Here is a 24,089-nt window from a genome sequence, read left to right as displayed (position 1 = left end):
GGCTAGTACCAATAGGTTATCTGCGCTGGCGTGCCCGGCGCGTACAAAGGCGTCCATTGGTCGCACCCCTGCGCCTGCAGTCACGGGGCGTGCGGTCAGTTTCCACGGTAACGGTTCCCGTGCATTTCCGGGGCCGTACGTGCCTGAAAACGCCCCTTCCGGAGTCCGCCATGCACATCCCGACCGCTGCGCCGGTGCCCAGCAAGCCGTTGCCGCTCTACCGCCAACTGTATTTCCAGGTGATCGTGGCGATCGTCCTGGGTGCTGTCCTCGGCCACTACGAGCCGCTGATCGGCGAGAAGATGAAGCCGCTCGGCGATGCCTTCATCAACCTGGTGAAGATGATCATCGCCCCGGTGATCTTCCTGACCATCGTCACCGGCATCGCCGGCATGACCCACCTGCGCACGGTGGGCCGGGTGTTCGCCAAGGCGATGGCGTATTTCCTGTTCTTCTCCACGCTGGCGCTGATCGTCGGCATGATCGTGGCGCACGTGGTGCAGCCCGGCGCCGGCATGAACATCAACCCGGCCGAGCTGGACCAGACCGCGGTGCACAGCTATGTCGAGAAGTCGCACGACCTGACCCTGGTCGGCTTCCTGATGGACATCATCCCGAAGACGCTGATCAGCGCCTTCGTTGACGGCAACATCCTGCAGGTGCTGTTCGTGGCGGTGCTGTTCGGCATCGCGCTGGCCTCGGTGGGCGAGAAGGGCAAGCCGATCCAGAACTTCCTGGAAGCGCTGGTCGCGCCGGTGTTCAAGCTGGTGCACATCCTGATGAAGGCCGCGCCGATCGGTGCCTTCGGTGCCATCGCCTTCACCATCGGCAAGTACGGCGTCGGCTCGCTGGTCAACCTGGCCTGGCTGGTCGGCTCGTTCTACCTCACCGCGTTCCTGTTCGTTGCGGTGATCCTGGGCGTGGTCTGCCGCCTGTGTGGCTTCTCGGTGTTCAAGCTGGCCCGTTACCTGAAGGCCGAGCTGCTGCTGGTGCTGGGCACCTCGTCGTCGGAGTCGGCGCTGCCGTCGCTGATGGAGAAGATGGAACGTGCCGGCTGCAGCAAGTCGGTGGTCGGCCTGGTGGTCCCCACCGGTTACTCGTTCAACCTGGACGGCACCAACATCTACATGACCCTGGCCGCGCTGTTCATCGCCCAGGCCACCAACACCGAGCTGACCCTGGGCCACCAGATCGCGCTGCTGCTGGTGGCGATGCTCAGCTCCAAGGGCGCTGCCGGCGTCACCGGTGCCGGCTTCATCACCCTGGCCGCCACCCTGGCGGTGGTGCCGGAAGTGCCGGTGGCCGGCATGGCGCTGATCCTGGGCGTGGACCGCTTCATGAGCGAGTGCCGCTCGCTGACCAACTTCATCGGCAACGCGGTGGCCACGGTGGTGGTCTCGCGCTGGGAAGGTGCGCTGGACCGCGACCGCCTGAAGCTGGCGCTGGATGGTCGCGAAAGCGAACTGCCGCCGCCGGTCGATGCCGTGCCGCTGGCGATGACCGAGGCGCTGCCCGCCAAGGGCTGATCCGGGTGTGTGGTACTGCGGGGCCGGTCACGACAGTGGCACGGCCCCGCAGCGTTTCAAGGCGTCCCACGGCTGTCATCGCCAGCGCCGAAGCTGTGCTCTGGTAACGTCGCATACGCCATGGAATTGTGCGGTCGCAGCATCACTGCGACAGCATAGCGACAGGTCCGACCGCTCCAACGGGGGTATGATCCCCTGTCCCTTCTGCCCATTCATGTAACCCACATCGATGTCCAACGAAGATTTCAAACAGGCCGCCCTCGATTACCACCGGATGTCTCCGCCCGGCAAGATCAAGGTTTCCGCTACCAAGCCCATGCTGACCCAGCGCGACCTGTCGCTGGCGTATTCGCCGGGCGTGGCGTACGCCTGTGAAGCGATCAAGGCCGATCCGCAGCAGGCCAGCGAGCTGACCGCCCGCGGCAACCTGGTGGCGGTGATCTCCAACGGCACCGCGGTGCTGGGCCTGGGCAACATCGGCGCGCTGGCCGGCAAGCCGGTGATGGAAGGCAAGGGCGTGCTGTTCCAGAAGTTCGCCGGCATCGATGTGTTCGACATCGAAGTGGACGAGAACGACCCGGACAAGCTGGTCGACATCATCGCCTCGCTGGAGCCGACTTTCGGCGGCATCAACCTGGAAGACATCAAGGCACCGGAGTGCTTCATCGTCGAGCGCAAGCTGCGCGAGCGCATGAAGATCCCGGTGTTCCATGACGACCAGCACGGCACGGCGATCATCGTCGGTGCTGCGGTGCTCAACGCCATGGCGATCACCGGCAAGAAGATCGAAGAAGTGAAGCTGGCGACCACGGGCATGGGCGCGGCCGGCATTTCCTGCGTGAACATGCTGGTGCAGCTGGGCCTGAAGCCGGAGAACATCCTGGCCTTCGACCGCGAAGGCGTGATCCACACCGGCCGTACCGACCTGGACCCGGAAAAGCTGCGCTATGCGCGCGATACCGACAAGCGCACCCTGGCCGAGATCGTCGATGGCGCGGACATCTTCCTGGGCCTGTCGGCGCCAGGCATCCTGACCGCCGAGATGGTCAAGACGATGGCGCCGGACCCGGTGATCTTCGCCCTGGCCAACCCGACCCCGGAAATCATGCCGGAACTGGTGCGCGCCGCGCGTCCGGACGCAATCATCGGTACCGGCCGTTCGGACTACCCGAACCAGGTCAACAACGTGCTGTGCTTCCCGTACCTGTTCCGCGGTGCGCTGGACGTCGGTGCGACCGCGATCAACGAGGAAATGAAGATCGCCTGCGTGCGCGCGATCGCCGCGCTGGCCCGCCGCGCCGCCACCGACATGGGCTCTGCCTATGGCGGTGAGACCCCCAGCTTCGGCCGCGAATACCTGATCCCACGTCCGTTCGACCGTCGCCTGCTGGTGGAGCTGTCGGCCGCCGTGGCCCAGGCCGCGATGGATTCGGGCGTGGCCGCCCGTCCGATCGCCGACATGGAAGCCTACCGGCAGAAGCTGTCGCAGTTCGTCTACCGCACCAGCCTGATGATGAAGCCGGTCTACGATCGCGCGCGCAGCGACAAGCAGCGCGTGGTGTATGCCGAAGGCGAAGAAGAAGTGGTGCTGCAGGCGGTGCAGAACGTGGTCGACGACGGCCTGGCACATCCGATCCTGATCGGCCGCCCGGAAGTGATCGAATCGCGCATCGAGCGCCTCGGCCTGCGCCTGAAGATCGGCGAGAACATTGAAGTCACCAACATCAATGACGACCCGCGCTTCAACGAATACTGGCAGTACTACCACGGCCTGACCGGCCGTCGTGGCGTCACCGTGGCCGCCGCCAAGAACCTGATGCGTTCGCGCCCGACCCTGATCGCTGCGGTGATGGTGGCCCGTGGCGAAGCCGATGCGATGCTGACCGGCATCGTCGGCCGCTTCCACAAGAAGCTGGGTTACGTGCGCAGCGTGCTGCCGCTGGAATCGAAGGTCACCTCGACCTCGGCGATGACCGGCGTGATCAACCAGCAGGGCGTGTTCTTCTTCGTCGATACCCACGTGCAGGAAGACCCGACCGCAGAGCAGCTGTGCGAAGCGACCCTGCAGGCCGCTTACCGCATGAAGTTGTTCGGCGTCGAACCGAAGGTGGCACTGCTGTCGCACTCCAACTTCGGCAGCCACGATTCGAAGGATGCGCTGAAGATGCGCCAGGTGCGCGAGCTGCTGCTCAAGCGCAACCCGCGTCTGAACGTGGACGGCGAAATGCAGGGCGACACCGCATGGGATGAAGCCCTGCGCCAGAAGCTGCTGCCGGGCTCGACCCTGCAGGGCCGTGCCAACCTGTTCGTGCTGCCGAACCTGGAAGCGGCCAACATCGCCTACAACCTGGTGCGCGTGTTCACCGATGGCGTGGCGATCGGTCCGATCCTGATGGGCGTCAACAAGCCGGTGCACATCCTGACCACCAGCGCGACCTCGCGCCGGATCCTGAACATGACCGCGATCGCCGCGGTTGATGCGCAGATCCGCAAGCAGATCGAAGCGGAAAAGAAGGCATAAGCCTTCGTTCCGCTGCGATCTGCAGAAACGCGCCCCACGGGGCGCGTTTCTGTTTCCGCCCAGCGGAAACCGGATCGGGTAGCGCCGGGCCATGCCCGGCGAGCGCGAAGCGCGGTGCTTCCCGTATTCCGCCGGGCATGGCCCGGCGCTACCGGAGAAGCAGCGCGGAAACGGTAGTGCCGGCCGCTGGCCGGCAACCGCACAGCGCGGCGCTTCCCGTGTTCCGCCGGGCATGGCGCGGCGCTACCGGAGAACTGCAGCCGCCCGGTAATCGCCCTGCAACCTCGCTGCGGCCCAATACGCCCACGCGGCCTGGCCGTGGGAAGGGACCGGACCGGCCTTCCCACCCTGGGCCCGACCAACTTTCCATGGGCGGAGCAGTGTCATGCGCAGTCGAGTGAGCAAGCGGTATTTCCAGCAGCTGTTCGCGCTGTACGCCGGTTTCGTGCAGTCGCGTTGAAGGCCGGGGCATCGCCCCGGCAACGTCGAGCTTACCGCCGCTTCGCGCGCCGCGCGGGCGGCGGCGCAGGGGCCGGGGAGCGCGGTTTGGCATACTCCGCCCACAGCGCCGGCAGGGTCTTGCCGGTGTGTTTCTGCCACAGCGCCGGCGCATAGCGCCCGTCGCGCAGATCCTTGTCCAGTGCCAGCACCAGTCCCGGGTGCGCCGCTTCGGCCCACTTCAGGAAGGCACCGGTCACCCGGTAGCCGCTTTCCACCGTCTGGCCCTGGCTCAGCTTGTCCGGCAACGCCCAGCCGGCAGCGGCGTTGTTCATGCCGTAGCGATCGCGGGCGTAGTCGCCAATGCCCTCCACCAGCCAGCCCGGCACGCGCTTGTCGCCATAGCTGGGGTAGCCCTGCACGATGTGCATCGCTTCGTGGGTGACCAGATCGATGTCATCCGGGTGCTGGACCAGCCAGCCCGGATTGATCGTGATCGTGCTGGCCTTGTCCTTGTCGCCGACGAAGGCGACGCCGTTGTACGCCGGATCGATCACGATGCGCACTTCGTTCGGCGCGGCCGGGCGGAAGTCCGCACGCTCGCGCAGGTAAGCAAAGTAGAACGTATCGATGATGCGCTTGCGCACCGGCGCGGCCAGCGCGCCGGTGGCATCCTGGTAGTACAGGGTCACCCCGTCACGGCTGACCTGCCCATCGAAGGCCTGGGTCTGCGGTTGTGCGTGGCTGAGGCTGGGAAATACAAGGGCGGCAAGAGCGAGGGGGAGCAAACGTAGGCGCATGGACGTCATTGTAGGGGGGAGGGCGCCAACAGTTCGATCTCGGCCAGCTGCAGGCGCCCCGGCGCAGCCAGGCGCAGACGGTACTCGGCGTAGCGTGAGGGCGAGGCGATACGGAACGGGCGGGTCTGCCGCGCCGAGGTGAAATCTTCGCCGCGTCGCTGGTCCAGCGTTACCCAGCGCCCGTTGCCGGCACGCGCTTCCAGCGTCCACTCACCGCCACGGATCGTGCCGTCACCGCTGGTCAGCGTGTACATCGTCGGTACACCATCGCCTACGTGGCTCAGTGCGATGGTCACGCCGCCGCCCAGCGGCACGGCGGTGTTGGCATCGTCGTCGATCAGCGCGGGCAGGGCGCGGCCATCAGCCAGTGCCGCCTGCGCGCCGTTGCCGAGCAGATCGTGCAGCAACTGCGGGCGCTGGCCACGGGCGGTCAGCGAGCGCGGTACATCATCCACGCCGCTGCCCCAGCGTGACGGCTGCGGGCCCATCACGAAGTCCAGGGTTGCACCCTTGGCGATCACTTCGTGCGGCACCCAGGTTTTGCTCCACGGCTTGCCGTTGATCTTCAGCGACTGCACGTACACGTTCTCCGGCGAATTCTGCGGTGCATTGACGGTCAACACCGCGCCGCCCTGCAGCTCGACGCGCGCATGCTGGAACGCCGGCGAACCAATCACGTACTCCGGCGCACCCATGCGCAGCGGATACAGGCCCAGCGAGGCCAGTACGTACCACGCCGAGGTCTCGCCGTTGTCCTCGTCGCCCGGATAGCCCTGGCCGATCTCGCTGCCGACATACAGCCGCGACAGGATCTCGCGCACATGCTGCTGGGTCTTCCACGGCTGCCCGGCATACAGGTACATCCACGGGATGTGGTGTGCCGGCTGGTTGCTGTGCGCGTACATGCCCATGCGCACGTCGCGCGCTTCGGTCATCTCATGGATGGTGCCGCCGTAGGAGCCGGCGAATGCGGCGTCGGCGGTTTCCGGGGTGGCGAAGAAGGTATCGAGCTTGGCGGCCAGCTTGTCGCGGCCACCGTACAGCGCGGCCAGGCCTTCGCCATCGTGCGCGGCGGTGAAGGCGAACGTCCAGCCATTGGATTCGGTGTAGTCGTGGCCCCACACGCGCGGGTCGTAGTCCCTGGCCTGCAGGCGCCAGCTGCCATCGGGCCTGCGGCCCTGGAAGAAGCCGGCGGCCGGATCGAACAACGTCGCGTAGCTGCCGGCGCGGTGGCGGAAGTAGTCGGCCTCGGTGGCGTAGCGTTCGCGTGCGGACGGTGTGGTCGCGCGCTTGGCCAGGGCATCGGCCATGTTGGCGATGCCGAAATCATTGAGCGCACCTTCCATCGTCCACGACATGCCTTCATGCACGTCGGCGCTGGCATAGCCGCGGAACGTCGAACGATCCATGCCCTTGCGGCCGACGTGGCGGTCCGGTGGCACCACGGTGGCGTTCTTCAGCGCTGCGGCGTAGGCCTCTTCCGGATCGAAGCCACCGATGCCCTTCAGCCACGCATCGGCGAAGGCGACGTCCGAGCTGGTGCCGACCATCAGGTCCGCGTAGCCCGGCGAGGACCAGCGCGCGACCCAGCCACCGGCGCGGTACTGCTCGATGAAACCCTGTACCAGCTGCCCGGCATCATCCGGGGTGAACAGCGCATACGCCGGCCAGGTGGTGCGGAACGTGTCCCAGAAGCCGTTGTTGACGAAGACCTTGCCGTCGCGCACCGGTGCGAAGCTGCGCGTCGCGCTGCCGTCGGTGTTGTCATCGGCGGCGCTGGCCTGGCTGGCATAGCGCCACTCGGGCGCGGCGGCGGTGCCCGCATTCTCGTGGCCGGAATTGGGGTACAGGTACAGCCGGTACAGGCTGGAGTACAGCGTGGTCTTCTGGTCGTCACTGGCATTGCCGATGTCGAAACGGGCCAGGCGCGCATCCCACGCATCCTGTGCGCGTCCGGCCACGCTTTCCAGCGTGTCGGCGGCGGCGATTTCCAGTGCCAGGTTGTGCCGCGCCTGCTCGACGGAGATCAACGAGGTGGCGATGCGCATCGTCACCCGGCGCTCGCTGCCTGGGTCGAACTTGATGTAGCCGGTCGGGCGGCCGGTGCCGATCTGGCCGCTGCTGCGCCACGGCCTGTCGAAGCTGGCCACCACGTACATGCGGGTGGCGCCGTTGGACAGGCCGCTGCGGGTATCGGTGTAGCCGGTCAACGTCTGCGTGGCGGCATCGAGGGTGAGTCCGCCGCGGGCATCGACGTTGTCGAACAGCAGGTTGGCGTCGCCGCCTTCGGGGAACTCGAAGCGGAACAGCGCAGCATGGTCGGTGGGGGCGATGGACGCGGCGATGCCGTTGTCGAAGCGCACGTCGTAGCGGTACGGGCGCGCGTTTTCCTGCGTGCGGTCGAAGGACAACGCCCGCTTGCTGCGGTCCGCTTCGGGCACACCGCGCGTGGCGGAGGGCATCACCTGGAAGGTCTGGCGGTCGCCCATCCACGGGCTGGGCTGGTGGCTCAGCGCCAACGCCTGCAGCTGCGGCCGGTTCTTCGCATCGTTCTGCTCGTTCCAGCGGTACAGCCAGTTCAGTGCGCCGGCATCGGTCACCGGCGTCCAGAAGTTGAAACCGTGCGGTACCGCAGTGGCCGGGAAGTTGTTGCCGCGCGAGAAGGTGCCGTTGGCCTGGGTTCCGCGCGTGGTCAGTACCCAGTCGGAGACCCGCTGCGGCGCCTGCCGTGGCTGCACGTCCAGGCGCACGTCGTCGATCCAGCCCGACACAGGCGCGCCATTGGCGCTGGCCACCTCGAGCTCGATGGCCAGCACGCGGCGGCCCTTCAGCGCCGGCATGTCGCCCAGCCTGACCGCCTTGCGCGCCCACTGCTGCGGGTACAACGTCTTCGAATCGCCCTGCGCCCGTGCGCCCAGCGCTACGCCGTGCTGGTCGCGCGCGCCGCTGGCGGAGACGCGGCTGCCATCGTCCAGCAGCAGGTCCAGCGAGACATAGGTGGAGGCCACGGTGTCCTTGCCGACGATCTCCGGCAATACCAGCCAGGACAGCGTGGTGTCGGTGTCGATGGGCAGATCGGTCTTGAACAGTTCGCGGCGTGCCTGGCCGCCACTGGTGCTGTAGTGCAACGCATGCAGGCCGCTGTAGCCGACGTTGCGCTTGGCCGCGTACGGCGCGCCGGGGCCACTGCCGACGTCGATGGACAAGGTGCCATCGGACCTGGCCGGTGCCGGTTCGCCCGGCTCGAAGGAGGTCTGCAGCCCTTGCGCCAGCACCGGCGTCGCAGTGGTCGCACAGGCCAGGGCCAGGGCGAGCGGAAGCAGGGCGCGGCGCGGATCGTACAGGGTCATGCAGGGTCTCCCGGTAGGGCAGGCGGCAGGCAGAACCCGCATCGGCGAAGACCACGGACAGCATCGCCCCGTCCGCCGCAGGGCAGTCGGGAGGCGATGCAGGTCCGGTGGGGGGCGGGCCATGCGATCGGGTCAGGAATGGATCGCTGCCGATGCTGCAACAGCCGGCAGCGCCCTGACAAGTGCCATTTAGTTCGATCCAAATGCGGGAAATTCGAACGACGACCGATTCCGCGCGGAACTGACTGGCCTGCCTGGGATTTCCCGCCGATGGAGGCAGGGCGACGGCAGCGCGGGAGGGGCAGGGCGGTCGCACGTGGCTGCACCGGCGAAGGCTGCAAGCGGGCCGCCGCGCGCAGCGGCCACGCAGCGCACGGTGTTTGCCGGGCCCAGATGCTAGAATCGCAGGCCTCGCAATCCGTTCATCGACATCCGCCATGAGCCATACCGCCACCGCGCCCGCCAACGCCGAAAAGCGCTACACCGTGCACCGCAGCGATCTGCCGCTGAGCTGCCCGACCCCGGAAATGGCGCTGTGGAACTCGCATCCGCGGGTGTACCTGCCGATCGAAGACGAACCCAACGGGCAAGCGCAGTGTGCTTACTGCGGCGCCGTGTTCGTGCTGGCCGACTAAACGGCTGCCCCCTCGATGCGCCGATTGACCGTGGTGCAGTTGCTGCCGGCGCTGCACTCCGGCGGTGTCGAGCGCTCGACCCTTGAAATCGCCGCGGCCCTGGTCGCTGCCGGCCATCGCGCGCTGGTGGTGTCCGCTGGTGGTCGCCTGGTGCAGCCGCTGCTCGACAGCGGTGCCGAGCACCTGACCCTGGATATCGGCCGCAAGTCGCTGCTGACGCTGCGCCATCTGCCTACCCTGCGTCGCCTGTTCACCGAAGTGGGCGCCGACATCGTCCACGCCCGTTCGCGCCTGCCGGCGTGGCTGGGGCTGTACGCGATCCGTGCGATGCAGCCGGCGCAACGCCCGCATTGGGTTACTACCGTGCATGGGCTGAATTCGCCCAGCCGCTACAGCGCGGTGATGACCAGCGGCGAACGCGTGATCTGTGTGTCCAACAGCGTGCGCGACTACGTACACACGCATTACCCGACGGTGCCGCACGACAGGCTGCAGGTGATCCCGCGCGGGGTGGATGTCAGCCAGTTCCCGCGCGTGGCACGCGCTGATCGGCGCCCCCGGCTGGCGCTGGCGGCCGACTACCCGTGGCTGGCCCAGGTCGACGGACCGCTGTTGCTGCTGCCCGGTCGCGGCACCCGCCTGAAAGGCCACGCCCACGCGTTGCAGTTGCTTGCCGATGTCCGTGCAGCAGGCGTGCCGGCACAGTTGTGGATGCTGGGCACCGACGAGCCTGGCCGGGAAGCCTATGTGGCAGAGCTGCGCAGGCAGGCGGCCGCACTGGGCATGACCGGGGCGGTGCACATCAGTACGCCGACTGCGCGCATCGCCCAGGCGTACGCCGCCAGCGATCTGGTGCTGCAGCTGTCGGACAAACCGGAAGCCTTTGGTCGCACCGTGGTCGAAGCGTTGTCGGTCGGCCGCCCGGTGCTGGGTTGGAACCATGGTGGGGTCGGCGAACTGCTGCAGCAGCTGCAACCCAGTGGCGCCGTGCCGTTGGGCAATGCGCAGCTGCTGGGTGAACGTGCGCTGGCCCTGCTGGCACAGCCGCCGTCGCTGCCGGGCCGTATCCCGTTTACCCTGCAGGCCATGCAGCGCGATACCCTCCGTCTTTATGCCGACCTCGCTGGCTGACGCCACGCCGCCCCTGCGCGATGAGCGCGCCGGCCGCTGGGCACCCTGGTGGGTGCTGGCCTACGTCGCGTTGTGGCCGCTGCCAGGTATCGCCGAAACAGTGCTGGGACTGGGGGCGTTGTACGCCGCCGCACGCATGGTCATCCGCCGGGTGCAGCATCGCCCCCATCTCCTGAGCCCGGCAGCGTGGGCACTGACATCGATTCTTTTCCTCGGCTACTGGTTGCCGCAGGCGTTCTCGGCCTTCGATGCCGTGGACCCTTCGGCGTCGTGGACCAAGGCTGCGGCCGGGCTGCGCTATCTGCCTTTCATGTGGCTGGTGGCGATCGCCGTGGCCACCCCGCAGCGGCGGCGCCTGACCCTGGGTGGGTTGGCGGTGATCACCGGCCTGTGGACGCTCGATGCGCTGGTGCAGGCACTGGCAGGCACCAGCCCCTGGTTCTGGTCGCTGCAGCAGATCAAGCTGGCCATCAGCGGCCACGCATTGTGCCCGGCTGAAGAAGCCGCGCTGGCCGACCGTCTCAGCGGCGCGCTTGGGCCGTGCAACCTGAAATTCGGCCAGGTGCTGGCCAGTCTTTCGCCGTTCCTGTTGTTGCCGGTGGCGCGCCGTTTCGGCAATGCGGGCTGGCTGCTGGCCGCTGCTGCAGTGGGCGTGGTGCTGCTGCTGGCCGGCTCGCGTGCCTCATGGATCACCTTCGGCCTGGTGGTTGTCTACAGCGGTGTGCGCCAACTGGGGTGGAAGCGGTTGGGCCTGCTGGCACTGGCCGCTGTGCTCACGGCGGGCGTGTTGACGGCCAGCGTGCCGCAGCTGCGTGAGCGTGTGGCGCGCACGGCAATGGCCTGGGACGGTGGCGAGGACGGGGTCGAGCAGGCCCTGTCCGGTCGTACCCGCATCTGGAGCGCGGCCGCCTGCATGATCGAAGCACACCCGATCAATGGTGTCGGTGCACGTGGCTTCCGCGATGCCTATCCCCACTGCGTTGCGCATGAAGGACCGGCGGTGTGGGGCACCATGCCCGCGCTGCACGCCCATCAGATCGTGCTGGAGATCCTGGCCGAGACAGGTGTGCTGGGGCTGCTGCTGTGGCTGGCGGCGGTGGCACAGGCATGGCGGGCATGGCGTTTCGCCCCGGCCCCGGCGCGCGAACGTGCACGCCCGGCAATGCTGGCACTGGCGGTCACCGTGTTCCCGCTCAATACGCACCTGGCGTTCTATTCCGCGTTCTGGGGCGGCTTGACCGTCCTGCTCGCCGCGCTGTTCGTCGGCACGTTGCTGGCGCGCGAACCGGACGATCAGCCGGGCGCCGGGTAATCTCCGCATCCACGCATGGCGTGGATCTACTGAATCGTGCGGGGTTGGGGAACGTCCCGTCCACGCACAGCGTGGATCTACTTGCGTGTGCGGGTTGGGGCCTATCCACGCATGGCGTGGATTTACTGGATTGTGCGGGGTGGCTGGTCGTATCCACGCATGGCGTGGATCTCCGGGGACGTGTCGGGCGGGTGAGCAGTAGATCCACGCCATGCGTGGATGGGCTTTCCCATGAACATTGGCCGGTGTCGCGGCTTTTCCCGACTGGCCGCAGGGTGGTCCGCCAATGCAAGGATGACCGGGCAAACCGCAGTCTGTCCCCATGGCAAGCCCCAGACTCCGCTACGGTCGCTACTCCCGCACAGGAAATGTCTATTCCCTGACCACGACAACGCGTGGCCGGGAGCCATTCTTCTCCGACGCAGGCAATGTCGCTGTGCTGGTGGACGCGCTGCGCTTCGTCGAACGCAGCGGCATCAGCCACAGCCTCGCCTGGGTGGTGATGCCCGACCGCCTGCACTGGTTGATGGAGCTGCAGAAGGGAACGCTGGCCCAGTGCATGGCGTTGCTGAAATCACGCAGCAGCCGGCAGCTGAACCGGATATCGGGACGAAAAGGGCCGCTCTGGCAGCACGGCTATCACGACCATGCGGTGCGTACCGATGAATCCCTTCATGACAAGGCGATGTACATCCTGGGCAATCCGGTGCGGGCCGGATTGGCTGGTGGGCTGGGGGACTACCCTCACGCCTGGTGTCGTTGGCCGTTGTAGATTCCGGCATCGGAAGAGAGAACATCCACGCATGGCGTGGATCTACTGATCGGCATTCCCGGTAGATCCACGCCATGCGTGGATGAGCCATCCAAATCTCCCGTCACTTGTAGAAATCGCTGCGCCCGCCTGGCTGGCGCTTGAAACGGCGATGGATCCACAGGTACTGGTCCGGTGCCTCGCGCACCATCTGCTCGATGGCCTGGTTGACCCGCGCGGTATCGGCTTCGACGTCCTCGCTGGGGAAATTCTCCAGCGGCGCGCCGATCTTCAGGAAGTACTTCCCGCCTTCGCGGCGATGGAAGTAGGGGATGACCGCACAACCGGTCATCCGCGCCAGCTGGTGGGTGGCGGTGATGGTGGAGGCGGTGTGGCCGAAGAACGGCACGAATACGGTGTCCTTGCCGCGCATGTCCTGGTCGGGCGCATACCAGAGGAAGCCGCCCTTTTTCAGGTGGCGCACCGTCGCGCGGATGTCCTCGTTGGCGTACATCGCCTTGGCATAGCGCAGGCGGCCGAACTTCACCGCCCACTCGTACACCGGGTTCTTGTGCTTGCGGTACATGCCGGACAGGTCGACGTGGTCGCACAGCAGGCGGCCGCACATCTCCAGAGTCATGAAGTGGCCCGAGACCAGCAGCACGCCGCGGCCTTCGGCCTGCATCTGCTTGAGGTGTTCCAGCCCTTCGATGTGCACCTGCGGGCGGATGCTGTCGATGCTGCCCCACCAGGAACGCGCGCATTCGAAAATGCCCACACCCAAGGCGTCGAAGCTGTCGCGCACCAGGCGCTTGCGCCAGGCCTCGTCCTTTTCGGGGAAGCACAGCTTGAGGTTGACCTCGGCGGCATGGCGGCGGCTGCCGGCCAGGCGCCAGGCGATCGAGCCGACCCCGCGGCCCAGCACGCGCTGCAGCGTCCACGGCAGCCGGGCGATCCCGAAGGCAGTGAACATGACGGCAAACATCGGCCAGTTGCGTGGATCACGCAGCGACGGACGGACGGCGGTGGTGGCATCGGACATGCCGCCATTCTACCAATCCGGCCGCGTGTCTTTCCCGGGGGGCTCCCGTATCCTTGCCGCATGCGTAAAGACCCTGTCGAATGGATCCTGCGTGGCCTGTACTCGGCCGTGCTGTACCTCCTGCTGCCGATCACCGTGTACCACCTGGTCTGGCGCGGCTTCCGGGTCCGTGAATACTTCCGGCGCTGGGATGAACGCTATGCGTCCTATCCGCAGCCCAGCGGCCAGCCGCGGGTCTGGCTGCATGCGGTCTCGGTGGGCGAGGTCAACGCCGCTGCGCCGCTGGTCAATGCGCTGCGCGCGCAGCGGCCGGACATCCGCTGGGTCATCACCACCATCACCCCGACCGGCTCGGAACGGGTGCGCGCGCTGTGGGGCGATGCGCTGGACCATGTGTACCTGCCGTACGACGTGCCGGGCAGCGTCAACCGCTTCCTGGGGCACTTCCAGCCCAGCCTGGCGCTGATCCTCGAAACCGAGCTGTGGCCGAACATGCTGTTCGGCTGCCGCGACCGTCGCATTCCGGTGTACATCCTCAATGCGCGCCTGTCGGCCCGATCGCTGCGCGGCTACCGCGTGCTGGCGGCGTTGATCCGGCGTGCGCTGCGCACGGTCACCTGCGTGGCCGCACAGTCGCAGGATGACGCTGCGCGGTTCGTGCAGCTGGGCGCGGCGCCGGAACAGGTGCAGGCACTGGGCAACCTGAAGTTCGACATCGCCACGCCGGACGTGCAGCCCTTCATCGAACAGTTCCATGCCCATGTGCCGGCCACGCGCCCGGTGTGGATCGCGGCCAGCACGCATGATGGTGAAGAGCAGGCAGTGATCGACCTGCACCGCCGCCTGCGCCAGCAGCATCCGGACCTGCTGCTGCTGTGGGCGCCGCGGCATCCGGAGCGCTTCCCCAAGGTGGAGGCGCTGGCCCGCGAGCAGGGCTGGAACGTGTCGACACGGCGCGCACAGCAGTGGCCGGACGCGCGTAGCGATGTCTTCGTCATCGACACGCTGGGCGAACTGATGCCGTTCTACGGCTGTGCCCAGGTCGCCTTCGTCGGTGGCAGCCTGCAGGCCATCGGCGGCCACAACCTGCTGGAACCGGCAGCGATGGGTACCGCAGCGGTGACCGGCCCGCATCTGCACAACTTTGCCGAGATCTCGCGGCGCATGCGCGAGGCCGGTGCACTGCTGATCGGCGAGGATGTGCAGGCGGTGGGTGATCTGCTGCTGCACCTGCTCGACGACGTGCAGGCGCGCGAAGACATGGCCCGCGCCGGTTGCACGCTGGTCAGCAATGGCCGCGGCGCGCTGCAGCGGACCCTGCAGCTGGTGGCTCCACACCTGCCGCCGCCGCTGGCCTGAGACCCCGCCTGTCGCCCTCAGGTGTTTCAAGGGCGCCCTGCCTTTGCGCTGTCGTGAACGCCTGCATCAAGCCCGCTTGATGGTGGTGAATCTGTCGTAGCTGGACCGCTCGCGCCGACCACGGCGTGCAAGCTGTCACATCATCGTTCGTATGGCGCAGATTCCGATTCCGCTTACCGCGTCAGGCTGCCAGCTTGTTGTCGACCACGCTTGGGCGACATCAAGGGAGCTTTGAATGATCGGCGACAACGGAGGCGCGCTGCACGCCAGCGCGAAGCCCGGGAGGCTGGGCACCGACCATCTGCTGGTGGTGGCGCTGACCCTGCTGTTGGGCGGCAGCGTTGTCGCCCTGGTCGGGCAGCACACGGCGGCACAGGCGGGGCCCGCCATTGTCCTCAGCCTGTTGCTGGCGGCGTTGGGCGCAGTGCCGATGCTGTATTGCCTGCGCATGGCGATGCGGCGCCTGCCGGATGCTTCGGGTCTGCATGGTCTGCTGCGTGCCGCCTGGGGCAGGCTGCCTGCCGACGTACTGGTGATTGCCCTGCTGCTGGAACTGACGGCGACCATCGCAGGGCTGGCGCAATCGATGGCGCGTCATCTGTACGCAGCCGCCGAGGTCATCGACGCTGCACCCGGGCAGTGGCTGCCCTTGCCGCTGGCGGCGGCGATCCTGGTGCTGCTGCTGGGGGCCGCCGCTGCAGTGCTGCGGACGCCGCGCGCGCTGTTGTTGGCCAGTGCACTGTTGACGGTGAAGCTGGGCGTGGGCCTGCTGCTGTTGTTGCTGGCAGCACGCCATGTGCACTACGCGCATTGGATTCCGTGGCTGCCATCGGCTACCGCGCCCTATCGCTTCGGGGTGGGTGGCGTGCTGGCAGCGGGCGTGGCATTGCTCGGCGTCCTGCTGGGTGCAGGTCTGCTGGCAGGGTTTTCCGGGCGGGTGCCGCGCCCTCGTTCGCAGGTTTCCAGAGCCGCTGGCGCAGCGGTGCTGATGGCGATGTTGTGGCTGATGGTATTGGCTGCGCTGCAGTCGGGCCTCGTCGAGTTTGCCGCGTTGGCCAGCACGCGGCCGCTGTCGGTGGCGTTGCAGGGGATCCCGCAGCTGCAGTGGTTGCTGCCACTGTTGCCGCTGGCGGGTGGCGCGGGGCTGGCGGCCCTGCAGTTGGTGCTGCTGCTGTTGGCCGCGCGGCTGGGGGTGGAAGTCTGGCCGCCGAAGGCCGGCGAAGTGGGTACCGGTGCGCGCTTGCTGCTGACGCTGGCGCTGACCGTGCTGTCGGCGGTGTTGGCGCTGTCGCTGCCGGAGGGGTGGCTTCCACAGCTGCCGGGGCCTGCAGGCCTGCTGGTCCTGGCCGCCGTGTGCCTCGGCGTTGCCCGCAGCCAGTGGCAGGTGCGGGCCGCGGCCGGCGAACGGCGGCTGATCCCGATGGTGCTCTCCCCAGTGGCAACCGCACTGTGCCTGTTGCCGGCAGCCACGTCGCGGCTGTTTCTACCGGTGCTGGTGGTGCTGGCGGTCGTGTTGGCAGGCCTCCTGTTGCGTCGGCGCGCCGGGCGTTCGCGCTAGCGCCCCCCACACACCGCAGGCCACCTGCAATCAATAAAAAAGCCACCCTCGCGGGTGGCTTTGTGACCAGGCCGGTCGCGCCGACTCAGTTCGTGGTCGTCGACGGGTTGCCCGCGTCCTGGGTCAGCAGGCGGTTGATGTCCTGCAGTTCGGCGACATCCAGGCCACCCACGGCCTGGCTCAGCAGCAGGCGGTTCTGCAGGAAGTTGTAGCGGGCCTGCGCGTAATCCAGCTGTGCGGAGAACAGGATGCGCTGGTTCTGGATCACGTCCAGCACGGTGCGGGTACCCACTTCCAGGCCAACCTGCGAGGCATCGTAGGCGCTCTGCGCGGAAACCACGGCCAAACGGCGCGCTTCCACTTCGCTGATGCCCTGCACCAGAGTCTGGTAGGCATTGCGGGTATTGCGGTCCAGCGCGCGCTTCTGCTGCTCGAAACCGTCCTGGGCGATGTCACGCTGAGCCAGCGCCTGGCGCACGCCGGACTGGGTGGCGCCGCCGGAGAAGATCGGCACGCTCAGGGTCAGGCCAATGCTGTTGGTGCGTGCATCGGGGGAGAGCGAACCGGCGCCGACGCTGTCGCCCCAGGTTGCGCTCTTGCCCCAGCTGCCGCCCAGCGACAGGGTCGGGTAGTGACCGCCACGGGCGGCCTGCACGCCGGCTTCGGCGGCACCGACCTTCAGCTCCTGCGCCTTCAGCGCCGGATTCTGCGTGGTCGCCTGCTGCACCAGCTGGTCCAGGTTGCCGCGGTTGGCCGGCACTTCCGGACGGAAATCGGCCGGCAGGCCCTTCAGGTTGACCACCGGCTGGCCGGTCAGTTCGGTCAGGGCCTGGTAGTTATCGGCCAGGGTGTTCTGCGCAACGATGGTGTTGGCGCGCGCCTGGTCGTACTGGGCGCGTGCTTCATGCACGTCGGTGATCGGCGCCAGGCCCACCTCCAGGCGCTTGTCGGCGAAGTCGAACTGCTTCTTCGCGGCCGCTTCATTGGTCTGTGCGGCGTTCAGCGATTCGATCGCCACCAGCACGTTGAAGTAGGCCGCCGAGGTGCGCACGATCAGGTTGTCGTTGGCCGAGTCGAGGGTGAAGTCCGCCGCCTTGCTCAGCTCGCGCTGCGAGCGCAGGTTGTTGATCTGCGTCCAGTTGAACAGCGTCTGCGAACCGTCGATCGTGTAGTTGCGGCGCTTGCTGGTGACCGTGCCGGAGTTGGCGTCATGGTCGGCTTCGGTGCGGGTGCGGCTCAACTGGGCCTGGCCATTGATCTGCGGCAGCAGGGCAGCACGCGCCTGCACGGCGCCTTCCTTGTCGTACAGCCGGGTGGATTCGGCGGCGGACAGCTGCGGGTCACCATTGCGCGCCATTTCATAGACCTGCAGCAGGTCGGCGGCATGGGCGGACAACGGCAGCAGGGCAGTGGCCAGCGCAACAGCGAGGGATCGGCGGATCATTGCGGCTTCCTTGGACTCAGAGGTGGAACTGGGGGGCCGGGGCGGCACCACGCAGGTAATCGATATCGGTCTCGAACAGCGACTCGGTGCTGCCATCGGCCTTCACCAGCAGTGCTTCCATTGCCGGCGAACGGCCCTGGATGACATACAGGCGACCACCCGGACGCAACCACGAAGCAAACTGTGACGGCACCACGTCGACGGCGCCAGTGACACAGATCACGTCGAAGCGGCGTTCGGTCTGCCAGGCCAGGCCATCGGCCACTTCCACGCGCACGTTGGTGCCCAGGCCGGTGGCATCCAGGCGGGCGCGCGCAGCGGCGGCCAGTTCCGGATCGATTTCCAGGCTCAGCACGTCGCGCGCCAGCGCGCCGATGCAGGCCGACAGGAAGCCGCTGCCGGTGCCGATTTCCAGCACTTCGTCACCCGGCTGCAGATCCAGTGCCTGCAGGGTACGGCCCTCGATGACCGGCTTCATCATCTTCTGGCCGTTGCCGATCGGCAGTTCGACATCGGCATAGGCCAGCGCCCGGTGCGCGTCGGCGACGAAGGCCTCGCGCGGCAGGCGGGCCAGGACGTCGAGCACCTTGATGTCCAGCACGTCCCAGGGACGGATCTGCTGTTCCACCATCAGTTCGCGGGCGTGGGCGTAATCAATCGTCATGAGGTTCAAATCCAGCGCAGTGGGCCGGCCATTTTACCGGTGCCGGAGGCCGGCGGCGCGCCCAGAGCATCAGCTGCGGGGTGGCCGGGGTCGCAGTGCCGGAAGTCATCGCGACCTCCGGTTCGTTCAGTTTTGGTTATCCAGCATTCCCAGTCCCCCGCGGCGCGTAGGCGCGCAGGAAGAAATCCACACTGGCGGCCACGTGGATCGCAGCATCGGTCTCGACGGGGGACAGTGGCATGCCGCACATCATATGCATGTGCACTTCGCCCTTCACCAGGGTCAGGAACTGCTGGCCGGCGATGTAGCAGTCGGGGATATCCAGTTCGCCGCGCTCGGCACGCGAACGCATGAAGTCGGCCAGTGCCTCGCAGGTGCGTTGCGGGCCCGCCTGCCAGAACAGTTCGCGCAGGCGCTCGTCGGTCTCCGGCGCCATCATCATCCGCTGGATCGACAGGGCCGCGTCGGAGGTGATCATCTCGAAGAACGCCATGCCGATGCCCAGCAACTGGTCACGCAGGGGGCCTTCGACGTCGGCCACGAACAGCGCGTCGGGCAGCATCTCGATGCACTTGGACTGCACAGCTTCGGAGAACAGGGTCTCTTTGTCGCCGAAATGGCTGTAGACGGTCAGCTTCGAGACGCCGGCCTGGGCAGCAATGCTGTCCATGCTCACGCCGCTGTAGCCCTGTTCAATGAACAGTGTCTTGGCTGCCTCGAGTATTGCCGCGCGCTTGCCCAGATCCTTGGGGCGCCCGGGACCGGCAGCCTTGGCAGCGGGCTTGGCCGTCGGCTTTCGGGAAGTGGGAGAACTCATTCCGCTAATACTAGACCAAGCGGTTCGATATTTATACTATACCGGCTGGTTCACTAATGTCCGCGTTGCAACAGTATGTTGCCGGCGCGTTCCCCCCGGATTTCTTTTCAGGTCCTGTACCTCATGAAAAACATGCGTTGGTTGGGCGTAGGCGTACTGGTCGTGGTGTTGGCAGCGTGCGGCAAGCAGGCCGCCGAGCCGGCGGCGGCCATCCCGGTGCTGGTGGTGCATCCCACCACGCAGGATGGACAGGCCGCGGCCGCCTACCCCGGCGAGGTGCGTGCCCGCCAGGAAAGCCCACTGTCGTTCCGGGTTGGCGGCAACCTGGTCAAGCGCCTCGTCGACGCAGGCGAGCGGGTGAAGAAGGGCCAGCTGCTGGCCGAGCTGGATGCGGCCGACTACGCCTCGCAGGCGGCGGCATCGCAGGCGCAGCTGGCGGCGGCGGAAGCAGACCTGGTGCGCGCGCGCGATGACCAGAAGCGCTATGCCAAGCTGGCGGAAGACCAGCTGGTGAGCCGCTCGGCACTGGACCAGCAGACGGCGGCATTCAAGGCTGCACAGGGCCAGGCCAACGCCGCCCGGGCCAACCTCGCCGTGGCCCGCAACCAGGCCGAGTACGCGCAGCTGCGCGCACCCGCCGATGGCGTGATCGCCAGCCGCCAGGCCGAAGCCGGGCAGGTCGTGAGCGCGGGGCAGACGGTGTTCACCCTGGCCGCCGATGGTGGCCGTGAGGTGCTGATCGCGCTGCCGGAAAGCGGCATCCGCGACTACAAGGTCGGCCAGTCGGTGCAGGTGGAACTGTGGAACCGTCCGGGCCAGCTGCTGCCGGGCACCCTGCGCGAGATCGCCCCGGCCGCCGATGCACAGGCGCGCACCTATGCCACGCGCGTGAGCCTGGCGCCGGAAGCACTGAGCGAAGTGGAACTGGGCCAGAGTGCGCGGGTGTTTGCCACCGCCGGCCGCAGTGGTGCGTTGCAGCTGCCGCTGGCGGCCGTGCTGCGCGGCAGTGATGGCAAGGCCAGCGTGTGGGTGGTCAATCCGTCCAACGGTGCATTGAAGGCAACGCCGGTGCAGGTGGGTGCCTACGGCGCGCAGGCCGCGCCGGTCGTGTCCGGCGTGGGCGCGACGGACTGGGTGGTCGCTGCCGGCGGCCATCTGCTGCGCGAAGGCCAGGTGGTGACGCCGGTCGACCGCCAGAACCGCCCGGTGCTGGCACCGTCGGCCGCCAAGCCGGCGCCGGCCGCAGGCAAGGGGCACTGACCCGTGCGCCGCTTCAATCTCTCCGAATGGGCGCTGGGCAACCGTGCGCTGGTGTTGTTCGCGATGCTGGCGTTCGCCGTCATCGGTGCCTGGTCCTACAAGCACCTGGGCCAGTCAGAAGATCCGCCCTTCACCTTCAAGGCCATGGTGGTACGCACGATGTGGCCGGGCGCCACCGCCGAGCAGGTCTCGCGGCAGGTGACCGAGCCGATCGAAAAAGCGCTGATGAACACCGGCGAGTACGAATTCATCCGTTCGTACTCGCGGCCGGGCGAATCGCAGGTGATCTTCATGGCGCGCGACAGCCTGCGCTCCAAGCAGATCCCGGACCTGTGGTACCAGGTGCGCAAGCGCGTGGGCGATATCCGCGCGACGCTGCCGAGGGAGATCGTCGGGCCCTTCTACAACGATGAGTTCGGCGACACCTTCGGCAACATCTATGCGTTGACCGGCGAAGGCTTCGACTACGCGGTGATGCGCGACTATGCCGACCGCATCCAGCTGGAGCTGCAGCGCGTGCCCGACGTCGGCAAGATCGACCTGGTCGGCCTGCAGGACGAGAAGGTGTGGATCGAGCTGTCCAACACCAAGCTGGCCACGCTGGGCGTATCGCTGCAACAGGTGCAGCAGGCGCTGGCCGACCAGAACGCGGTCAGCGCCACCAGCTTCTTCGAAACCCCGACCGACCGCGTGCAGCTGCGCGTGACCGGTCAGTTCGATTCGATCGAGGACATCCGCAAATTCCCGATCCAGGCCGGCGAACGCACGCTGCATCTGGGCGACATCGCCGAGATCAAGCGTGGCTTTGCCGATCCGGCCTCGCCGAAGATGCGCTTCATGGGCCAGGATGCGATCGGCCTGGCGGTGGCGATGAAGGACGGCGGAGACATCCTCAAGCTCGGTGCCACCCTGGATGCCGAGTTCGAACGCCTGCAGAAGACCCTGCCGGCCGGCATGCAGCTGCGCAAGGTGTCCGACCAGCCGCATGCGGTGGAAGAGTCGGTGGGCGAGTTCGTGCAGGTGCTCACCGAAGCGGTGGTGATCGTGCTGCTGGTCAGCTTCTTCTCGCTGGGCCTGCGTACCGGCCTGGTGGTGGGCGTGACCATCCCGCTGGTGCTGGCGATGACCTTCTTCGTCATGCACTACTTCGATATCGGTCTGCACAAGATTTCGCTGGGTGCACTGGTGCTGGCACTGGGCCTGCTGGTGGACGATGCGATCATCGCGGTGGAGATGATGGCCACCAAGATGGAGCAGGGCTACGACCGCCTGCGCGCGGCCAGTTTCGCCTGGGAATCCACCGCCTTCCCGATGTTGACCGGTACCCTGATCACTGCCGCTGGCTTCCTGCCCATCGCCACGGCGGCATCCAGCACGGGTGAGTACACCCGTTCGCTGTTCCAGGTGGTGACCATCGCGCTGGTGGTGTCGTGGATCGCGGCAGTGCTGTTCATCCCGTACCTGGGTGACAAGATGCTGCCGGACCTGTTCAACCCGCAGCTGCCGAAGCCGGACAGCCTGGCCGGCCGCTGGCGCGCCAAGCGCCTGCAGTGGGCCGACCGGCATCCGTCACTCGCGCGCTGGATCGCACCGAAGGAGCATGCGCACGATCATGATCCGTACCAGCGGCCGTTCTACACGCGCTTCCGGGCGTTCCTGGATACCTGCCTGCGCCATCGCTGGTGGGTGATCGCTGCGACCATTGCACTGTTCATCGGTTCGTTGATGCTGTTCCGCTTCGTGCCACAGCAGTTCTTCCCCGACTCGACCCGCCCGGAACTGATGGTGGACATCGAGCTGGCCGAAGGTGCGTCGCTGGCCGCGACCCAGGCACAGGCCGACAAGCTGGAGAAGCTGCTGAAGGGGCGCGAAGGCATCAGCAACTACGTGGCCTACGTCGGCACCGGTTCGCCGCGCTTCTACCTGCCGCTGGACCAGCAGCTGCCGGCCACCAACTTCGCCCAGTTCGTGGTGCTCACCGAAGACGCCAAGGCCCGCGAATCGACCCGCGACTGGATGCTGAAGGACGTGATCAGTCAGTTCCCGGATGTGCAGATGCGGGTGACGCGCCTGGAGAACGGGCCGCCGGTCGGTTATCCGGTGCAGATGCGCGTGTCCGGCGAGCACATCGCGCAGGTGCAGGCGATCGCGCGCCAGGTCGAGGCCAAGGTGCGCGAGAACCCGCACGTGATGAACGTGAACCTGGACTGGAGCGAGCCGAGCAAGGTGGTGCGGCTGGTGATCGACCAGGACCGCGCCCGCGCGCTGGGCGTCAGCAGTGCGCAGGTCAGCCAGTTCCTCAGCAGCTCGTTGTCGGGCATGAGCGTGAGCACCTATCGCGAAGGCAACCGCCAGATCGAGATGCTGCTGCGTGGCCCGGACAACGAGCGTGCGCAGCTGGACCTGCTCGGCAGCCTGGCGATCCCGACCAGCACCGGCACCGCGGTGACGCTGTCGCAGGTCGCGCGGCTGGAATACGCCTTCGAGGACGGCATCATCTGGCACCGCAACCGTTTGCCGACGGTGACCGTGCGTGCCGACATCAGCGATGGCATGCAGCCGCTGGACGTGGTGCAGCAGATCGTGCCGACCCTGGATGGCATCCGTGCCGACCTGCCCAGCGGCTACCTGCTGGAGACCGGCGGCTCGGTGGAGGATTCGGCTCGCGGGCAGAACTCGATCAAGGCCGGCATGCCGCTGTTCCTGATCGTGGTGGCCACGTTGCTGATGCTGCAGCTGCGCAGCTTCTCGCGTGCGGCGATGGTGCTGGTGACCGCTCCGCTGGGCATCATTGGCGCGACGCTGTTCCTGTTGCTGTTCCGCGCGCCGTTCGGCTTCGTGGCGCTGCTGGGCACCATCGCGCTGGCGGGCATGATCATGCGCAACTCGGTGATCCTGATCGACCAGATCCAGCAGGACATCGATGCCGGGCATGACCGCTGGCATTCGATCATCGATGCGACGGTGCGGCGTTTCCGCCCGATCGTGCTGACTGCGCTGGCGGCGGTGCTGGCGATGATCCCGCTGTCGCGCAGCGCTTTCTATGGCTCGATGGCGATTTCGATCATGGGTGGCCTGATTGTCGGCACGGTGCTGACGCTGGTGTTCCTGCCGGCGCTGTATGCGGCGTGGTTCCGGGTCAAGCCGGACGAATCCGGGGCGTGATGCCCCGGGTTTCCCGGCCACCGGGCTGAGCCCCCTCTGCGGTGGGTTCAGAAGCGGGATCGCTGGTCTGGGCCGGGGGGGGGGGGGGGGGGGGGGGGGGCGGCGGGGGGGGGGGGGGGGGGTGGGGGGGGGCGGGGGGGGGGGGGGGGGGGGGGGGGCCGGGGCGCGGGGGGCGGGGCGGCGGGCCCCGGGGGCTGTTGGCGGGGGGGGGCGCCTCTCATGCGGGGGGCCACGGGGCCGCGTGGGGGCGGGCGGGCCGGGGCGGGGGGCGCCCCGCGGCGCCATGCGGTAGCATTCGTTTCCCCTCCCACTGTTG

16 protein-coding genes are annotated in these 24,089 nt (G+C 67.3%); 10 read left to right on the top strand and 6 right to left on the bottom strand.

Annotation, left to right across the window (positions count from 1 at the left end; translation table 11 throughout):
* Positions 1–170 precede the first annotated feature (170 nt).
* A complete protein-coding gene (locus tag ABIA73_RS16600) occupies positions 171–1,526 on the top strand; it encodes a dicarboxylate/amino acid:cation symporter (RefSeq protein ID WP_025874125.1) in 1,356 nt (451 codons plus the stop codon).
* Positions 1,527–1,755: 229 nt separating this feature from the next.
* Entirely contained in the window at positions 1,756–4,047 is a 2,292-nt protein-coding gene (locus tag ABIA73_RS16595; RefSeq protein WP_025874126.1) for an NADP-dependent malic enzyme, read from the top strand.
* A 491-nt stretch (positions 4,048–4,538) separates the two neighbouring features.
* On the opposite strand, the gene ABIA73_RS16590 is transcribed toward ABIA73_RS16595, so the two are convergent.
* Together ABIA73_RS16590 and ABIA73_RS16585 are read right to left on the bottom strand one after the other, a co-directional pair.
* Entirely contained in the window at positions 4,539–5,294 is a 756-nt protein-coding gene (locus tag ABIA73_RS16590) for a basic secretory protein-like protein (protein WP_354276036.1), read from the bottom strand.
* Positions 5,291–8,635: a GH92 family glycosyl hydrolase gene (locus tag ABIA73_RS16585; protein WP_354276035.1), complete on the bottom strand. Its 3,345-nt coding sequence runs from the start codon at positions 8,633–8,635 to the stop codon at positions 5,291–5,293. Before ABIA73_RS16585 ends, ABIA73_RS16590 begins: the two co-directional genes overlap by 4 nt.
* Positions 8,636–9,072: 437 nt before the next feature.
* On the opposite strand from ABIA73_RS16585, the gene ABIA73_RS16580 reads away from it, so the two are divergent.
* From ABIA73_RS16580 to ABIA73_RS16565, 4 genes are all read left to right on the top strand, one after another.
* Positions 9,073–9,270, top strand: coding sequence for a zinc-finger domain-containing protein (locus tag ABIA73_RS16580; protein ID WP_025874129.1), 198 nt, complete (start codon positions 9,073–9,075; stop codon positions 9,268–9,270).
* A gap of 15 nt (positions 9,271–9,285) precedes the next feature.
* Entirely contained in the window at positions 9,286–10,401 is a 1,116-nt protein-coding gene (locus ABIA73_RS16575; RefSeq protein ID WP_354276034.1) for a glycosyltransferase, read from the top strand.
* Positions 10,382–11,713, top strand: coding sequence for an O-antigen ligase family protein (locus ABIA73_RS16570; protein ID WP_279208696.1), 1,332 nt, complete (start codon positions 10,382–10,384; stop codon positions 11,711–11,713). Before ABIA73_RS16575 ends, ABIA73_RS16570 begins: the two co-directional genes overlap by 20 nt.
* A gap of 322 nt (positions 11,714–12,035) precedes the next feature.
* Complete coding sequence (locus ABIA73_RS16565; protein WP_218787963.1) at positions 12,036–12,485, top strand: REP-associated tyrosine transposase; 450 nt, start codon at positions 12,036–12,038, stop codon at positions 12,483–12,485.
* Between the two features lie 103 nt (positions 12,486–12,588).
* Here the strand turns inward: ABIA73_RS16565 and ABIA73_RS16560 are convergent, their stop codons facing one another.
* Positions 12,589–13,506, bottom strand: coding sequence for an LpxL/LpxP family Kdo(2)-lipid IV(A) lauroyl/palmitoleoyl acyltransferase (locus tag ABIA73_RS16560; protein WP_025874133.1), 918 nt, complete (start codon positions 13,504–13,506; stop codon positions 12,589–12,591).
* 60 nt (positions 13,507–13,566) lie between these two features.
* Here ABIA73_RS16560 and waaA point away from each other — a divergent pair, with 60 nt between their 5' ends.
* Together waaA and ABIA73_RS16550 are read left to right on the top strand one after the other, a co-directional pair.
* Positions 13,567–14,865, top strand: a complete 1,299-nt coding sequence (gene waaA, locus ABIA73_RS16555) for a lipid IV(A) 3-deoxy-D-manno-octulosonic acid transferase (RefSeq protein ID WP_025874134.1) — start codon at positions 13,567–13,569, stop codon at positions 14,863–14,865.
* A gap of 235 nt (positions 14,866–15,100) precedes the next feature.
* Entirely contained in the window at positions 15,101–16,423 is a 1,323-nt protein-coding gene (locus ABIA73_RS16550; protein WP_354276033.1) for an amino acid transporter, read from the top strand.
* Between the two features lie 85 nt (positions 16,424–16,508).
* Here the strand turns inward: ABIA73_RS16550 and ABIA73_RS16545 are convergent, their stop codons facing one another.
* The 3 genes from ABIA73_RS16545 to ABIA73_RS16535 form a co-directional block, all read right to left on the bottom strand.
* On the bottom strand, positions 16,509–17,867 hold the full coding sequence (locus ABIA73_RS16545; RefSeq protein WP_025874136.1) for a TolC family outer membrane protein: 1,359 nt from the start codon (positions 17,865–17,867) through the stop codon (positions 16,509–16,511).
* Between the two features lie 16 nt (positions 17,868–17,883).
* Complete coding sequence (locus ABIA73_RS16540) at positions 17,884–18,531, bottom strand: protein-L-isoaspartate O-methyltransferase family protein (protein ID WP_032975442.1); 648 nt, start codon at positions 18,529–18,531, stop codon at positions 17,884–17,886.
* 136 nt (positions 18,532–18,667) lie between these two features.
* Positions 18,668–19,348, bottom strand: a complete 681-nt coding sequence (locus tag ABIA73_RS16535; RefSeq protein WP_263930093.1) for a TetR/AcrR family transcriptional regulator — start codon at positions 19,346–19,348, stop codon at positions 18,668–18,670.
* Positions 19,349–19,471: 123 nt separating this feature from the next.
* On the opposite strand from ABIA73_RS16535, the gene ABIA73_RS16530 reads away from it, so the two are divergent.
* Positions 19,472–20,608, top strand: coding sequence for an efflux RND transporter periplasmic adaptor subunit (locus tag ABIA73_RS16530; protein ID WP_354276032.1), 1,137 nt, complete (start codon positions 19,472–19,474; stop codon positions 20,606–20,608).
* Positions 20,609–20,611: 3 nt separating this feature from the next.
* Complete coding sequence (locus ABIA73_RS16525; RefSeq protein ID WP_354276031.1) at positions 20,612–23,773, top strand: efflux RND transporter permease subunit; 3,162 nt, start codon at positions 20,612–20,614, stop codon at positions 23,771–23,773.
* The last annotated feature ends 316 nt before the right edge of the window (positions 23,774–24,089 follow it).

The sequence above is a fragment of the Stenotrophomonas sp. 2694 genome, assembly GCF_040548715.1.
GTDB classification, from domain to species: Bacteria; Pseudomonadota; Gammaproteobacteria; order Xanthomonadales; family Xanthomonadaceae; genus Stenotrophomonas; species Stenotrophomonas indicatrix.
The sequence above is the reverse complement of the archived record's forward strand: the minus strand, read 5'-3'. Positions and strand labels throughout refer to the sequence as shown.